This is a genomic window from Acidobacteriota bacterium (genome assembly GCA_003225175.1).
Lineage (GTDB): Bacteria > Acidobacteriota > Terriglobia > Terriglobales > Acidobacteriaceae > Gp1-AA112.
This window is the reverse complement of the sequence record QIBA01000046.1, coordinates 13,056-28,894: the sequence shown is the minus strand read 5'-3', so window position 1 is coordinate 28,894 and position 15,839 is coordinate 13,056. Positions and strand designations below refer to the sequence as shown.

The window sequence follows — 15,839 nt, the reverse complement described above, 5'->3', positions numbered from 1 at the left end:
AACAGCAACTAATTACTCAATGGATCAGCAGAAGAGCTGTTCGATTCCAGCTTGCTCCCCGAAAACCAGCCCCACTCCGCCCAATCCGCGAACCAGCCCTGCACGAGTTCCATGATCTTAGCTTCCGGCCAGGTGGATGGATTGAAGGCTAAATCGATTGTTTCCGAGAGCTTCTTGCCCTCGCGCAGTGCGCTTAGCAGGCGGAATGCTTCAGGTGTAACGCGCTTAAAGTAGACCAGATAATCGGTGCGATGGACTACGACGAAAGTTGGCTTCGGCTTCGATTTGCGCACGCTCTTCACGCGCGAACGGCTGCGCCGTTCCGAAAACGTATTGCTGGCCTCGTCGGACCCGTCGTCGTTCTCTTCGCGGATCTGAAGCAGCAGACTGTCGACCGGAAACTGCAGATTGAGCAGCTGAATGTGCGGCTGCAGGCGCAACCCAGGATCTTCGCCCAGTTCCTGAATCTCGGTGAGTTTCAACGTGGGCTCTTCCGCAGCGTCGAAGCATTCAATGTCTGCCCATTCGATTCGAACCATATCGAGCGCTAACTGCTCATGCGGATGCGTGTATCGCGGATTGGCGCGCAGCCAACTCTCCAGCCGCGATCCCAGGTTGCGCAGCGTAAACGAGCGCGATGGATTCGCTGCCAGGTAAGCTTCGCAGAGCGCGTCGAACTTCTCATCGCCCATGACTGCGCGCAGACCAACGAAGTCCTCATTCAAACTCGACAGAATGCGGAACCAATAGGAGCGGCTGTAGATTTCGAGCCGCTCGACCGAACTTAGCCTGTCATTCGGCTTGACAATTCCTTCTACCAACTCATGCATGGACTCGCCGGCCATGGTGCGGTCGCGAATTCCTTCTTGGGAATTCAGCTTCGTAGCCAGCGCCTCGTTGAACTTGCGCTGGAGCTCCAGCAAATTCATTCTGCCACCGCCATTTCGGGAACATTCGAGGGAACGAAGCGGTTAGCTTTCAGCGCCTCGGCATGAACTTCATCGAATGATGGAATGTGATCGTCCCACTCAAGCAGCGTCGGCATAGGCCCGGCAAGTTCGATGGCACGCGCGTATAGCTTCCACACCGGATCAATCACAGGATGGTCGTGCGTATCTAAAATGTATTTCTCGTATTTCGAATGGCCGGCGATGTGGATCTGCGCTACGCGCTCAATCGGCACTCGCTCAAGATATGTCAACGGATCAAAATTATGGTTTTGCGAGGAGACGTAAATGTTGTTTACGTCAAGCAGGATTCCGCAATCCGCTTGTTCCACAACTTCATTCAGGAACTCCCACTCCGTCATCTCCGATACGTGAAACTCGGCATAGCTGCTGACATTTTCTACGGCAATGGGAACTTCAAGAAAATCTTGCGCTTCTCTGATCTTCTGCGCTGTCACTCGCGCCGCCTCGAAGGTGTAAGGCATCGGCAGCAGGTCGTGGCTGTAGGTTCCATCAACGCTGCCCCAGCAAAGGTGATCGGAGAGCCATGGTGTCTTCGTGCGGCGCACCAGTGCCTTTAATCTTTTGAGATGCTCACGATTCAGCGGCTCAGCCGAACCGAAGTACATGGATACGCCATGCTGAATTACCTGGTATTGGTCGAGGATCTGGTCAAGGATGTGCAGCGGACGTCCGCCATCGACCATGTAATTTTCGGAGATGATTTCAAACCAGCCGACGACCGGCTTTTTCTCAAGGATGTGGTTGTAGTGAGGAACGCGAAGGCCGATTCCGACTCCGAGATTTTTGAATCCATTAAAGCGATTGGCCGGCATTAGGAAGTCTGAACCTCATAAGTGCAAAAGGGCTGAGTCGATCTAGACCCAGCCCCAACAGGATACCGAACTACTGCGGTGCCTGCTCCATCGGCTTGCCATCGGTGCGGCAGCCGCCCTTGCCCTTGCAGGAGTTCTGGGCCTTGCAGCCGTTGTCGCCACTCTTGCAGCCACCCTTGCCCTTACAGGAGTTTTGGCCTTTACAAGCATGTTTGTCTTTCGTGTGCTTGCTGGCTTTCTTGGTTGATTTGTCGGTTGTGGTGCTGCTGCCTGCATCCTGCGCAAACAGACTAGCGCTTGTCCCGGTGACCAGACCCGCCAGAGCCGCACTCGCGATTGCCAACTTCACTGACTTCGTCATTTGTATCTCCTATGGTGTTGTTTCTAATTCGGTTGTTACCGCCAAAAGACCAGCCTCGCGCCGTCGAGGTTCGACTCTCGAGCCTGCGCCGTGTGCATTACCCCAATTGTGATTCCCTGCCGCGACCGATGTGACAAGCGGTGATCGCAACTAGAGATCAAAACTGCGCTGCGGAGTGAGCACAGAGATGTACTGTCCTGCGCCAATAAAAATTGCAGGCAGGAAATACACCACAATTGCACTTTCCGCGATGGGGGGGCAATTTTACCCGGCAGCCCAATGCCGGGCAATAGGTATTTGACCTACCTCTAAGGACAGTCAAAGCCAAGCCGATCAATGTACGCATCAGCTAAGACAGCCAGATTGCGGAGGAAGAACGCGGCGCAGACTCTGCGTCAATTCGTCCCCGGCTTTTCGATGAGTGGGATCAGTGCCTGCTCTTTGGGTTTGTCGTGGCAGGGTGATGGTGCTCCGGACTTCCAGCAGATTCCATCTGCTTGTGCTCTTCTTCCTCTTCCTTGAAGACCGCAGGAACACCGAGACTTCCCTTTTCAGGCAAGTGCCGGATGTAGCGCACGACTTTCCACATCTCGTCGTCTTCGAGGATCCCCTTCCATGCCGGCATTCCCGAAGGATTTATGCCGTTGATCAGAATCCAGTGCAGCTGTCCATCCGTGTAAGCCTGGATATCTGCTGACTTCAAATCCGCGACGGGAGGTGACATTTGGCCGGCGAAAGGAACTCCAGTGTTCTGCCCATCGAGGCCGTGGCAGATCTGGCAATGATGTCCAAAGTGCTCCTTGCCTTCGTTGACGGAGGCTTGATTGTCAGGCACAGGGTTCTGGTCGTCCTTGCCGCCGACCGTGATGTTCTTTTTAACTTCTTTCATGACGCCGGATTCGACCGAGCCGGGCCGAGAGACTTTACACGCGCAAAGCATGCACACGGCAGCAATGGTCAACATCACAACTGATTTTTTAATCACGGCGTCTCTCCTCGCAACAGCAACGTAGGATGCAACCATTGTAATGAGGGTAGCTCCTGGGCGAGGTTGAGACGCAGCATGCTGCACCTCCGCCATTCGCCAAAGCAATCCCGCAATGCAGGTTTGCGTCGGCCTCATCGTGGAGACGCAGGATGCCGTGTCACTACTTCGGAAACCGCGTTTTTCGCCAACAGCTCCTCGGCTCTTGATTTGATCTCATCCGCCGCGAAGATTGGTTTCGAGCAGCTCTTTTCGGAACAGACAAAAGCAGCAGATTTGTCCAGTGGCGGATATTCGACATCCGCATGCGGCAATGGTCCTTCGCGTTCGTCCCACCATTCAATGCGCTTGTAGCCGGAGGGCATGCGTAGACTCGCGAAAAACAGCGATTGCGCGGCAGGGTCGTCCTTGTGCCCAACCACCGTCAAATGAAGCGGTAGATGCGTGAACTCGTAGTCGGCAAGCAGCGCACCAGCGGCTGGAAATGCCCGCGCGATCTCCGGCGTGCCAATGTAGCGCATCGCTTGCGCCGCCATCTTTTCGTATGCCGGATCGCCGGTGTAGTGATGGAGAAGATTTGCAGTGCGAACGATCAGGATGTTTTCATCGCGCTGCGGCCGCGGCTTGTAGGCCAGATCCGTCCCGACTTTTGAAGTCAGATACCCGGGCACACCTGTTGATAGGAAGTTCTTGGATATGAAATCCATCGTCTCCACACTTCGCTTCAGCCACTGCCGATCGCCTGTAAGCGTGTAGAGGCCCTCGAAAGCGCGCGCCATTGAAAGACTGTCGCCGAGGAAAGGGCCGGTAATGTCTTTCGCATCATGTGAAAATCCACCGCCGGACAAAGACCGATTTGAAATCACCCAGTTTGCGGCGCGTGTCGCGTCATCTAAGTAGGTCTTGTCGGCCGTTGCGCCATAAAGCGCTGTGAGCGCAGCGATGATCCATCCATTCTCGCGAGCGTAGAGATGCTTATCGATACGCGGAATGCCTTGCTTTCTGCGTCCTGCATCGTTGAGCGCGAAATAATGCGCGCCGTGATGGCCTTCAACCAGGTCTGCGTCCTGGCTCACATAAAACGCGCCTTCCGGGCTCATCATGAACCCCGTCAGATATCGGTGTATATCTTTCGCAGCCTGGAGATATTCGGAATCGCGATATTGTGCGTACGCAAGCGCATAGATCCGCAGATCGTTCGCCTGGATCAGCGCGATCTTCTCGAAGTGAGGATGAACCCAGTCCTGTTCAGCGGAATACTGATAAACGCCGCCCCATATGGGATCGATCAGATGCTTCTGCTGCAGACGCAACGTGGTCTTTACCTTTTCCTCGGCATCTTTGTCGCCTGAGCGAGCAAGCAGTAGAGCGTATTCGGCAGAGTCGGCGTCGAGAAACTTGTCACTGAATCCCCAGCCACCTTGTTTCGAGTCGTACTGCACTGCGTAATCGCGCTTGATGCCATCGCGGGCTTCCGCCGTGAGCAACGGATTCTCGGCGAAGTTAATCTTCGGCTCGGGCTTCACCGATGGTCCCGGAGTAGGATCGTCGATGATCGCCTGCAGCAGTCCAGCCATTTCATCCGGAGCCAGATATCCTTGGCGCTTTACGATCTCCTGGCCATTGCCGTTGAACACAACCGTTGCCGGCCAGCCGTAGTCCTCGTATCGGTTCGAGAGATCAGGACGTGAATCCTGATCGACTTTCACGGTGATATAGCGCTCCCGCAGCAGCCGGATTACGTCGGGATCCTTGTATGTGTTCTCGTCCATAACGTGGCACCAGTGGCACCACACTGCCTCAAGATCGAGCAGCACGAAGCGGTTTTCCGCCTTCGCCTGTTTGAAGACATCGTCTGACCATGAAACCCATTGCATTTTGTCGGCGCTCTTCATCGCGGCCTTTGGGGCCCTCATTTGTGACGCAGAAAAAGTGCAGACACCGAGAGCCAATGCGAAGGTCAAAAGTGTGCGGAAGGCATGACGAAGCATACGAACCTCACTCGATACTGATGGACCAGGAATGCGGCGGCCAAACGCCAACGAACTTGGGATGATGAGCGGGTAGAATCATAGTCCACAACTTCCAATTACGTAACTCGGTCAGGCTGAGGATTTCCTATGGCAGCTGTGAATGAGGACGCCTTACGCGAAACCCTTCGCTCAGAAGGATTTCGGCGCGTTTATGTCTGGCAGGACGGGCCTAGCGCGTACTATCCCGAACATACTCATCCGACCGAAACAGCGCATATCGTTCTCGACGGCGAGATGACTCTCATGATGGATGGCGCCATGCGAACTTACAAAACGGGAGAACGGTGCGATGTTCCGGCCGGAGCAGAGCATTGCGCCCGCATGGGAGCACAGGGCTGCAGATATCTAATCGGAGAACGGTAATTTTGTGAGGAGCTTTGCTCCCATCTAACCGCGCTTCGTGCGCGATCGAGCGCAACACCAGACACACGGAAGTCCAACCACTTAGGCGTTTTTATTCTCCGAAACTCCGGTTCATACCGGCACGAGCCGTGCGATGATTTGCCGGAGTTGTTCAGGAATGAGCTTTGCTGGATCTCGTTTTCCGAGTTTTCCTCGCAAACTCCCCTTGACACGGCAATTAAAATTCAATTAAGTTTTGCGCGACTAAATCGATTTATTAGTGTCTACATCAGAGAGAGTGCGAACCTTGGCAAACATTTTTTCAAGCATTTGTGAGATGAATCTGGTCACCCCGCCGCAACCCTGTTCGGCCCGGCGCAGTCATCGCATCGAATTCCAATTCTCCGATAAGTCCCGGTTGCAGATGTTTGTATGCGAGCGTCACGCCGGCAATGTTGCCTGCGTCGAGCGCGCGCTTTTTGAAAGCGGAGAATTTCCCGAGGGAGCCACTTTGGTGTCAACTTCAACGCAAGCGCTGAGCGCAATCGGCTTCTTGCCCAACCGCCTCGCCGCTGCTACCGCCGAGTAAGCAGAGCATCACATCTTCTCAGCGCCGTAGGCGCTCAATTGCGGACAGCCTAAAAGCCGGAAGCGTTGCGCAGAACTTCATGCCTGGATCCAGAGTGGCCGGGATTTAGTCGGAGCACGGCTTCCACCGTGCTCCTCTCATACCAATTCGGAACTAATCTGAATCAGCGATAAATCCCCGGCGATGCGATCTGGTCGAACGAAACATTCGCTGGGATGTTGTAGCGCGCCATGATGTCTCGCATCTTGCGCTCACTCTCCGCCATGTCCTCGGTGTGCTTTTTGTGGCGGGATTCCAGCCATTTCTTGTACGCCTTATCGAATTCCTTTTGATCGTCAGAAGAGAGTCGTTGTCCCTGGCTGTAGGCCGGCACATACGCGGTGTTCGGGTATGCGGCTTGAGTGCCGCCGCTCGCAACCTGCGCGAAGGGTACGCTGGCGGGAATGTTGTACCGCGCCATGATGTCCTGCATCTTGCGCGCATTTTCCGAAATGTCCTCTTGATGGTTCTTGCGCGTTGCCTCTGTCCATTTCGCGTAATACTTGTCGAAATCCTTCTGATCGTCGGCTGAGAGTCGCTGCGCTGGGACCGAAGCCGAGTAGGCTGGATTTGGATACGCTGAGGCAGATGCAACCTGATCAAACGACACATCTGCAGGAATGTTGTTGCGAGTCATGATGTCCTGCATCTTGCGGGTGTTCTCCGACATAGCGTCGCGGTCGTTTTTGCGCGTCGCTTCCATCCATTTCCCGTAGTAATTATCGAAGTCGCGTTGGTCATCGGCGGAAAGCATCGCGTGCCAGTTTTGTTGCGGCACATAAGGATCCGGCGCGACTGGCCGCGCGACAGCAGCGCTGCCTAGACAGAGCAGCAGAGCACATAAAGCAAGCAGATGTTTCATTTGGGGCCTCCTCCAGAAAACACGGCCGGGTGCCGCGTTTTGGTTCTCCTGGTTGAGGATTTAGATGGTTGCTGGAGTGGTGGAGATTACCGAGATGTGTTGCTCGTCGCATAAGGAGAGCTGTTGGTATCTCCCGTTTTTGCCGAAGGAACGAACACGAAACGTCGCGAAGGCTGTGACGGCGTTTTCTGTGGCCTTCTTGCCCGAGTTCGCTCTGGTTTCCTGGACTGCTGGTGATCCGCTACTGGTCTTCTGCCGAGAGGAACCCGAACACCGGTCGACGACCGAGCGAGATTCGGAAGCTATAAAGCGCCACCGCCAGAGCGATCATGACCGGCACAAATCCACGCGCAAAGTACCAACGCGAAGAATCTAGAGCCACTGGAAAAACCTGCAGGAAATTTTGAATACCATAGGCGACCACCAAGGCGAGCAGTCCGAAGCGCAGCAGGGCGGTTAGAACCAGCGTTGCAATCAGCACAGCGCCGATGCTCTCAGCGATTACGTTTTCGCGCCCCAGATTGATCAGCGTGATTAAAGTGCCGAGCACAACGATTGCTGCCCAGTAATGCCGTATGGCGGAACGAACCAGGAAAAACAGGAACAGCATCGTCAGACCGGCAAAGAGTCCGCCAATCGCAGAATTCAGCAACATGGAAAGGAAGTTTGCCGTGCTTCCCAAAGCGGGACTGTCACTATTGATCGGCGTCTGTCCGGCAAGGTTGAACCAGGCAGGCAAGGCATTGATTAGATGCTCCACCAGGGCGAGACCCGATCCGATGAGCGCGCCGACCAGCAGGTCGCGCCCCACCATAGGATCGCGGTAGTTGCCGCCGAGCAGCCGCGTCCAGGAGATCAGGTGCTCCGGCCAGCGACGCCGAACATAGGGTTCAAGAGCAATGTAGTAAATCCAAATCACCGCTCCACCCATCAAGGCGATCGCCACGGGCACAATCACAAGATTGAATTCTGCGTTCACATCGGCCACGTGATGCACGAGCAGAACTCTGGCGAGCGCATTCACCACGGCAAAAAATGCCGCCAACCGAAAAGCCCCTTTGCGGTCTCCCCGTCCAAGGCGAACGTTCCTGCGTGCGAAGACCACCGCAAACAACACCAGCGTTGCTCCGCCTGCGATGATCGTGAACAGAGCAATCGTCCCCGTGCGACTGATTTTCTTTTCCGGCATCCAGTCCGGCGCCGTGGTCCAGGGAGGGATCAAATGGAAATAAACCGGCTTGCCGCGATACGCAGCGGCAGTGACGTGAATTGGAGTGCGATCGCCTTCATACGTACCCTCCCAATCCCGCTGCAAATCGAATGGCTCAATGGGAAGCCACTTGGGCGTGGCCGGCTTAAAGTGACTTATGTCCAGACCTGCCTGCTCGAACATTTCCTGCCAATTGGGTTCGGGAGCTGTAGGTTGGGATTGATCCTGCGGGGGAACGGCACGGAATGTGTGGAGTCGCCCCACCGAATCCAGAGATACCAACACCATGCCTGAGGTCTCGTACGGAGGATCCTGCGATTGCACAAGACCGCTCGGTCTCGATGGAGAAAGTAGGTCAGGGCTGTGACGATAATTGAACGCGAGAGCGCCAGGATTCGAGCCAGTGATGGGCTGGCCATGAGGAGACGACATCTTCATCGCATTGCGATAAAGCAGATAGTCATAGTTGCGGCTAAACCACCAGGCGCGATCACCTACTTGTGCGTATCCGGCCTTCGCGGCGATATCCCGCGCGCGATCTTCGAGAACGTCTGGACTTTTCTCGATTGGGTACAGCGCCAGATCGGTGGAATAACGAGCTACCCAAAGGATCGCGAGGAAAACCACTAACGCCGCCGCGAGCAGGGACCACGCGACTCGTGGCGACAAAGCCTGCTCGCCACCAGCAGCTGCGACCATTTGCGGCGAGGGAGTTTCTCCGGCAGCGAGCGCAGCGGCCAGCGGATCGCCCCCAGGCAGCGCTGCGGCGATCTGAAGCGCCGTTTTGGGACGCTTTTGCGCATCCGCCTCCAAACACCGCAGGATCACGCGCTCCACCAGAGGATCCAGGTGGTGAACGACTCGCGTTGGACTTGTCACGGAGCTGTGCTCGCGCAATCGCAGCAGATCATTCAGATTTGTCGCTTCAAAGGCTCGTTTGCCGGTGAAGAGTTCATAGAGGACTAGGCCGAGCGAATAGATATCGCTCTGAACCGTCACTTCTTTTCCGCTAAGCTGTTCGGGAGCCATGTAGGCCGGAGTTCCCGAACTGATCTCCGCACCCTGAATGTCGGTTGCTAGGCCAGCGAGGCCAAAGTCCATGATGCGGACTTTGCCGCGATCGTCGAGCATTACATTCGAGGGTTTCAGGTCGCGATGCAGCACGCGGTGGTCGTGGGCGACAGCCAGCCCAGCGCAGAGCTGGCGCGAGATGTCGATGGCTTTGTCTTCCGGCAGGCGGCCGATACGGCGCAGTAGCGAAGAGAGATCTTCCCCGTCGACATACTCCATGCTGATGAACGGCACGCCGTTCGCCTCGCCAATGTCGAAGACGCGGCACACGTTGGGATGTGAGATCTCGCGCGCGATTCGCACTTCGCGGTGGAAGCGCGCCAGCGCAGCGCCATCCTGCACCAGCTTTTCCGGCAGGAACTTCAGCGCGACGTCCTGATCGAGCTTGAGGTCTTCTGCGCGATAGACCTCGCCCATGCCACCGCGGCCAATAAGAGCCACGATGCGATATCGATCTGCTAGCAAAGTGCCCGGAAGAATGCGTCCGCTTTCGGCACGTAGTGACGCAGAACCACGGCTCGAAGAGGAAGGTGGCAGCGCGACAGGAACAGGTGAGGAAGGACTTCGATCGAGCGTGACCTGCACTTCAGCTCCTGAAGACTGGGGAGCACCACATGAACCGCAGAACCGCGCCGGTTCGAGAATGCCGCTTCCACAATGAGGACAGTAGGCCATGGATGGGGGATTCTAACCTGGGATCTGATTGCGTGGTTCCGGCCGCCCTTGGCCGGGCGGTGTGCGATTTCGGAAAGCTCTAGGTCGCGATGCAGTAAAGACTCTGCATGCAATCCGGTCTTTTGGAATCATGTGATCGGCTTCTCGTAAACTCCGTGTGTCAAAAGTCGCTAATCACACATTCACGAATCGCGCGCCGCAGCCGGCCGAGGGCGGCCGGAACCACGTAATGAAAATCTTACTTCCCTCTCAAGTACTCCGCAGGTATTGGATTCTCCGCGTTCTCGGCCTGCCAGAGAATCGTCATCACCCACCAGCGCTTGCCATCGTTGATCAACTGAAAGCTGTTGATACCTCGCGCGAACGGCTTTGCATCGTCGGCTTTGTGCCGGGATTCGTAGGTGCTGAAGACGTGCGCGATGTTGGCGTAATGCTCGACTTGGTTTGAGACGCCATGCTCGAAGAAACCTTCCTTCTCCAGGAACGGAGCGGATCGTTCGATGTAATCCTCCGGCGAGAGTACGCGTGCCTTTACGTCCGACTCATTCGCTCGCTTGCCGGTCGGAATCAGCCGCGCTCCCGGATAAAAGAGTGAACGAAAACGATCCCAGTCACGCTTTTTGCCGACTGGGCCAGAGATCACATCGTAAGTCGCGGCGAGGATCGCTTCGACGGAATTCACATCTTCAGGCTTAGCTTGAGCGGCAGGAGGTGCGGGAGATTGAGATTGTGTCGAAGCCGATTGAGCGAAGCCAATCGCAGCCGAGGCGAGCAGACAAACAATCAGTGTTCTTTTCATGGGCTCGGAAATGGTATTCGCTTCCAGTGAAATGCGCACCTTCCAAACAGATGTAACACGGAGGAGACGGAGGTAGGGAGGTGCTTTTTTACGGTCATTCCGCACTGAGTGGGGAATCCCTACAGCCACGAAGATATATGGCAGTAGGATCCGCGAGTTTGGCCGTAGTTCCGAATTGTCAGGGTGAGTTCACAGAATGCATGCAGTGGATAGGGATGCCTCATGAGATCTGGCAGGCGAGAGAGAAGCTCCTCCGTGTTCTCCGCGCCCTCCGTGTTCAAAAAGGTTTTGCTGATTTATCCTCTGTAACTTCATTCACGAGGGACCAACACAATGTCGATTCTGCGGTGTTTGGGTGCAGTTGTACTCATGTTCAGTGCTTTGGCTGCAATCGCGCAGCAGAACTCTGCGGTTCCTTACAGCGAACTGCGCTGGCGGTGCATTGGACCTTTCCGCGCCGGCCGCACTGTGGCCATTGGCGGAATTCCTGACCAGCCCAATGTCTTCTTTATGGCGCCGAACAACGGGGGTGTCTGGAAGACCGACGACTTCGGGCGCACGTGGGCTCCTATCTTCGATGGCCAGCCCACCGGCTCTGTCGGTGCACTGGCACTTGCGCCTTCGGATCCGAACATCATTTATGTCGGCAGTGGCGAAGGACTGCGGCGTCCGGATCTCTCGACCGGCGATGGCATCTACAAATCCACTGACGGCGGGAAAAACTGGACCCATCTCGGCCTGCGCGATGGCCAGCAGATTGGATCGATTCTCGTAGATCCCGGTGATCCAAACCGCCTGTACGTGGCGGTGCTCGGACATCCTTACGGTCCTAATGCGGAACGCGGTGTTTTCCGTTCGACCGATGGCGGGCAAACGTTTCAGAAAATTCTTTACAAGGACGAAAACACAGGCGCAATCGACTTGGCCTTCGATCCCGCGAATCCCCGAACGATTTACGCTGACCTGTGGGCTTCGCGCCGTCCACCGTGGAGTGTTGGAGATTCCTACAACGCGCCAGGAAGCGGGCTTTACAAATCGATCGATGGGGGCGATCACTGGCAGCAGCTCACTGGAGGTCTCCCGGATTGGGAACACGACAAGCTTGGAAGAGTTGGCATTGGCATCGCTCCGAGCAATTCGAAGCGAATCTACGCCATGGTGGACTCGCCAACTAAGGGTGGCGTTTACCGCTCGGACGATGCCGGTGCGAGTTGGAAACGCGTTAACGACGAGGCGCGCGTCTGGGGACGCGGTTCCGATTTCGCCTGGGTCCGTGTCTCGCCGAAAGAGGAGAACACGATTTATGTAGCGAACACCTCAAGCTATAAGTCGACTGATGGCGGCCAGAACTTCGTTGCATGGAAGGGCGCTCCGGGAGGCGACGACTATCACACCATCTGGATTAATCCTAAGAATCCAGACATCATCCTGCTCGGGGTCGATCAGGGGGCTACGATCACGGTTAATGGTGGACGCACCTGGAGCTCGTGGTACAACCAGCCGACCGCGCAGCTCTATCACGTGATCACCGATGACCAGCATCCATATTGGGTTTATGGCGGACAGCAGGAGAGTGGTTCCGCCAGCGTGCTAAACCGCGGCAACGATGGCCAAATCACTTCTCACGACTGGCATCCGGTGGGCGCCGACGAGTATTCGTATGTCGCTCCCGATCCACTGGATGCGAACATCATCTACGGTGGTCCACGCTTCAAGGTCTCCAAATTTCACCGCGACACCGGCCAAGTAGAAGATGTGACGCCGTTTCTCCTCGGCGAGTTCCGCACCAACCGCAGCATGCCGCTGATCTTCTCCAGGAAAGATCCGCACCTGCTGCTGCTCGGCGTGAATGCAATGTTCAAAACCACCAATGGCGGTAAGAGTTGGGAGCGCATTTCTGATGATCTCTCTCGTCCCGATCCGGGAACGCCGGCCAACCTTGGAATGTTTGCCGATTCTGATTCCCAAAAGGGAAAACACCGGGGCGTAATCTACAGCATCGCTCCCTCGCCGTTGGATGCCAATCTAATTTGGGCGGGGACGGACGATGGCCTGCTTCATGTAACCCACGATGGCGGGACGAAGTGGCAGAACGTCACGCCGCCGGAACTCACGCCCTGGAGTAAAGTGGCGCAACTCGATGCCAGCTACTTCGACGCCGAGACCGTCTACGCCGCGGTGAATCGCTTCCGCCTCGACGATCTGCATCCTTACATCTACCGCACGCACGATGGAGGAAAAAGCTGGCAGAAGATCGTCGACGGCCTGCCTGATACTGCGCCTGTAAACGTGGTCCGCGAAGATCCTCGACACAAGGGCTTGCTCTTTGCCGGAACTGAGACTTCGGTCTGGGTCTCATTTGACGATGGCGATCACTGGCAGTCGTTACAGCAGAACCTGCCGGCAACCTCGGTCCGCGATCTGGTCGTTCATGATGATGATGTCGTAGTGGGAACGCATGGGCGCTCTTTCTGGATCCTCGACGACATTACCGCGCTTCGCCAGATCCGTGCCAACACGCTCTCGGCTGATTTCCTGTTCAAGCCCGCCGTTGTCTATCGCTATCGGCGTGACGCATGGACTGACACGCCGTTACCGCCTGAAGAGCCTGCAGGCAAAAATCCTCCGGACGGCGCGATCATCGACTACTTCCTCAAGTCCGGAGCAAGTGATCTGAAGATTGAGATTCTCGATGGCGGCTTGCACGTACTGCGTACGTTTCCCAATAACGATCGTCCGGCGCCGAGCGCGAAAGAGCTGCATGTGCCCACTTACTGGGTTCGTCCGCCGCAGGAATTGTCAAATCAGGCCGGGATGCATCGCTTTGTATGGGATCTGCACTTCACTCCACCCGATGTGCTAAATCGGGACTATCCCATCTCGGCCATCTATCTTGACACCCCCCTCGCTCCGCAGGGCGTCCTTGCTCCTCCTGGAGAGTACGTCGTTCGCCTGACCGTAAGTGGCCACGAGTTCATGCAGCCACTCGTCATTAAAGGCGATCCGCGGGTGAAGGCCTCTGACGAGGATCTCCAACAGCAGTACGCCGTGGAGCAAAGAATGCTGAAGGCGCTGCATGAGGATTACAGCAGCCTGCAGGAGCTGCGCAGTCTCCGCGCACAATTGAACGAATTGAAACCGCGCGCAAAGGGAGCGCTCGCCGACTCGATCAGCAAACTGGATCAGCAAGCCGCAGCAGTCGAAGGCAGCGGCGCTGGATTCGGCGCGAGCCTCAGCCCACAGGCGCAAAGCTTGACTCGTCTGAACGGAGCGCTGGCCCACATCTATGACGTAGTAAGCCTGGCTGACGCGGCCCCCACAACCCAAGCGGTCGCCGCCGCCGATCAGCTTGAAAAAGCACTGACATCGGAGACTTCAAAATGGAACGAAGTGAAGAAGGGAATTGCTCCGCTCAATCAGCAACTACGAAGCGGCGGTTTGCCTGCCATAGATCTGAAGAAACCTGCGCCCGCCCAAGCTGAAGATGAGGGCGGGGGAGATGAGCCATAAATAATAGGTGCCGCCGGAATGGCGGGGCTTACAACGCCATCTCCATAAACACATTCGCACGCGCGTACGGAGAGGGGATTACCTGGTCCGGAGACACGTGGCGGAATCCCACCGATTCGTACAGATGAATCGCATTCGCCAGATTGCGATTGGTCTCGAGGTACAGACGCTCCGCGCCTAGCTTCTTTGCTTGCGCAATCGCATATTCGAGTATCTTGCGGCCGATGCCGAGGCCACGATCGCGCTCCAGCACAGTCATCTTGGCCAGCTCGAACTCTCCTGGTCCCATGGGGAGCAAGGCACAGCAACCGACGGGACGATCATCGGCGAGCGCCATAAAAATGTGCCCACCGGGCTCGATGATGTTCTTCACCGGATCTTCGAGCACCACCCGATCTGCCGCTTCGATCATGAAGTACTTGGCGATCCACGCCTCGTTCAGATTGCGGAACGCAGCTTCATCTCCGGGCTTAAACGGCCGGAGATGTATTGCCGGAGCGCGGTTGAGCATGGCGTCTTCGATCAACATATTAAGAATCGGAGAATGTACTGAGGCTTCCATGGCAAAAATGTAATGCCTATACCATTGATACGTCCAATATCTTGTTCATAATGATTGATATCCTATGAGTCTCAATTGACTAGCGGACTATGAATCAGGACATCGAACTTCGACACTTGCGCTACTTCGTAGCCGTCGCGGAAGAATTGCATTTTGGGCGAGCAGCGAATCGCCTGCACCTGGCGCAGCCGCCGCTCTCGCAGCAGATTCGTAAGCTGGAAGAGATCGTGGGATACCAGCTGTTCGCGCGCACCTCTCGCGCGGTAAAGCTCACGAGTGCGGGAGAGATCTTTCTGGAGCGGGCGCGTCGTACTCTGCGCCACGTACATGAAGATCTCGAGGAAGCGCGCAGCGTCGGCCGCGGAGAGGTTGGCTTCCTGAGAGTGGGATTTATTGGATCGAGCATGCTCACCGCCTTACCTGGGATGCTCGGACGCTATCGACGTCAGTTTCCCAAAGTGAACCTGCAGCTCAGCGAATTCCACACCTCGGGCGTGATCCAGCAACTGCTGGACGAGGCGATGGACGTTGGCGTAATGCGCGATAGCGGACCGACCGAGGGACTTGTTGTCGAAGCGCTGTTCTCCGAGCCATTCATTTGGGTATTGCCCAGCCGGCATCCTCTGGCGAAATGCAAGAAGCTGAGCGGCGCCGAACTGCGCGATGAGCCTTTCGTCATGCCGCCGGTGATCGCCGGTCGACGCGCCTATGACAAACTCATATCGCCATGCGAGGATTCCGGATTCCGGCCGCAAGTTGTTCAGGTGGCGTCACAGTGGCTGACGATCCTGCGGCTGGTGGGGGCAGGAATCGGAGTAACAGTTGCCCCCGCCTGTGTGCAGCGCATCGCTACACCAGACGTAGTCTGTCGAAAAGTTCAAGGAACGCGAACCAGGAGCGACATCGAACTTGCCTACCGCGTTGGCGAGGATCGCGCGATTGTGAAGACCTTCTGTGACCTCGCGAGAACCTTGCTATCCTGCAACTAAATTTCTGGCCGAGTTGTCGGGGTTGAAGG

Annotated in this window: 13 protein-coding genes; 4 read left to right on the top strand and 9 right to left on the bottom strand. The window is 56.1% G+C overall.

Annotated elements, in window-relative coordinates; all coding sequences use genetic code 11:
* Positions 1-8: 8 nt before the first annotated feature.
* The 5 genes from DMG62_12255 to DMG62_12235 form a co-directional block, all read right to left on the bottom strand.
* Positions 9-929, bottom strand: coding sequence for a DUF2063 domain-containing protein (locus DMG62_12255; protein PYY22629.1), 921 nt, complete (start codon positions 927-929; stop codon positions 9-11).
* Positions 926-1,783 carry a hypothetical protein gene (locus tag DMG62_12250; GenBank protein ID PYY22628.1) on the bottom strand — a complete coding sequence of 286 codons (858 nt, stop codon included), beginning with the start codon at positions 1,781-1,783 and terminating at the stop codon, positions 926-928. The genes DMG62_12255 and DMG62_12250 overlap by 4 nt, the downstream gene beginning before the upstream one ends.
* A gap of 70 nt (positions 1,784-1,853) precedes the next feature.
* Positions 1,854-2,144, bottom strand: a complete 291-nt coding sequence (locus tag DMG62_12245) for a hypothetical protein (GenBank protein ID PYY22627.1) — start codon at positions 2,142-2,144, stop codon at positions 1,854-1,856.
* Between the two features lie 427 nt (positions 2,145-2,571).
* Positions 2,572-3,108, bottom strand: a complete 537-nt coding sequence (locus DMG62_12240) for a cytochrome C (protein ID PYY22687.1) — start codon at positions 3,106-3,108, stop codon at positions 2,572-2,574.
* 155 nt (positions 3,109-3,263) lie between these two features.
* Complete coding sequence (locus tag DMG62_12235) at positions 3,264-5,120, bottom strand: hypothetical protein (GenBank protein PYY22626.1); 1,857 nt, start codon at positions 5,118-5,120, stop codon at positions 3,264-3,266.
* A gap of 129 nt (positions 5,121-5,249) precedes the next feature.
* Here DMG62_12235 and DMG62_12230 point away from each other — a divergent pair, with 129 nt between their 5' ends.
* Both DMG62_12230 and DMG62_12225 read left to right on the top strand, forming a co-directional pair.
* Positions 5,250-5,525, top strand: a complete 276-nt coding sequence (locus DMG62_12230) for a cupin domain-containing protein (protein ID PYY22625.1) — start codon at positions 5,250-5,252, stop codon at positions 5,523-5,525.
* A gap of 316 nt (positions 5,526-5,841) precedes the next feature.
* A complete protein-coding gene (locus DMG62_12225) occupies positions 5,842-6,093 on the top strand; it encodes a hypothetical protein (GenBank protein ID PYY22624.1) in 252 nt (83 codons plus the stop codon).
* Between the two features lie 163 nt (positions 6,094-6,256).
* Here DMG62_12225 and DMG62_12220 read toward each other — a convergent pair whose 3' ends face one another.
* The 3 genes from DMG62_12220 to DMG62_12210 form a co-directional block, all read right to left on the bottom strand.
* Positions 6,257-6,994, bottom strand: coding sequence for a hypothetical protein (locus DMG62_12220; GenBank protein ID PYY22623.1), 738 nt, complete (start codon positions 6,992-6,994; stop codon positions 6,257-6,259).
* A gap of 241 nt (positions 6,995-7,235) precedes the next feature.
* Positions 7,236-9,950, bottom strand: coding sequence for a hypothetical protein (locus DMG62_12215; protein PYY22622.1), 2,715 nt, complete (start codon positions 9,948-9,950; stop codon positions 7,236-7,238).
* A 238-nt stretch (positions 9,951-10,188) separates the two neighbouring features.
* A complete protein-coding gene (locus DMG62_12210) occupies positions 10,189-10,749 on the bottom strand; it encodes a hypothetical protein (GenBank protein ID PYY22686.1) in 561 nt (186 codons plus the stop codon).
* A 369-nt stretch (positions 10,750-11,118) separates the two neighbouring features.
* Between DMG62_12210 and DMG62_12205 the strand changes: the two genes are divergently transcribed.
* Entirely contained in the window at positions 11,119-14,259 is a 3,141-nt protein-coding gene (locus tag DMG62_12205) for a glycoside hydrolase (GenBank protein PYY22621.1), read from the top strand.
* A gap of 28 nt (positions 14,260-14,287) precedes the next feature.
* Here the strand turns inward: DMG62_12205 and DMG62_12200 are convergent, their stop codons facing one another.
* Positions 14,288-14,770 (bottom strand): GNAT family N-acetyltransferase, encoded by a 483-nt coding sequence (locus DMG62_12200; protein ID PYY22685.1) that lies wholly within the window; start codon positions 14,768-14,770, stop codon positions 14,288-14,290.
* A 140-nt stretch (positions 14,771-14,910) separates the two neighbouring features.
* On the opposite strand from DMG62_12200, the gene DMG62_12195 reads away from it, so the two are divergent.
* Positions 14,911-15,810 (top strand): LysR family transcriptional regulator, encoded by a 900-nt coding sequence (locus DMG62_12195; GenBank protein PYY22620.1) that lies wholly within the window; start codon positions 14,911-14,913, stop codon positions 15,808-15,810.
* The last annotated feature ends 29 nt before the right edge of the window (positions 15,811-15,839 follow it).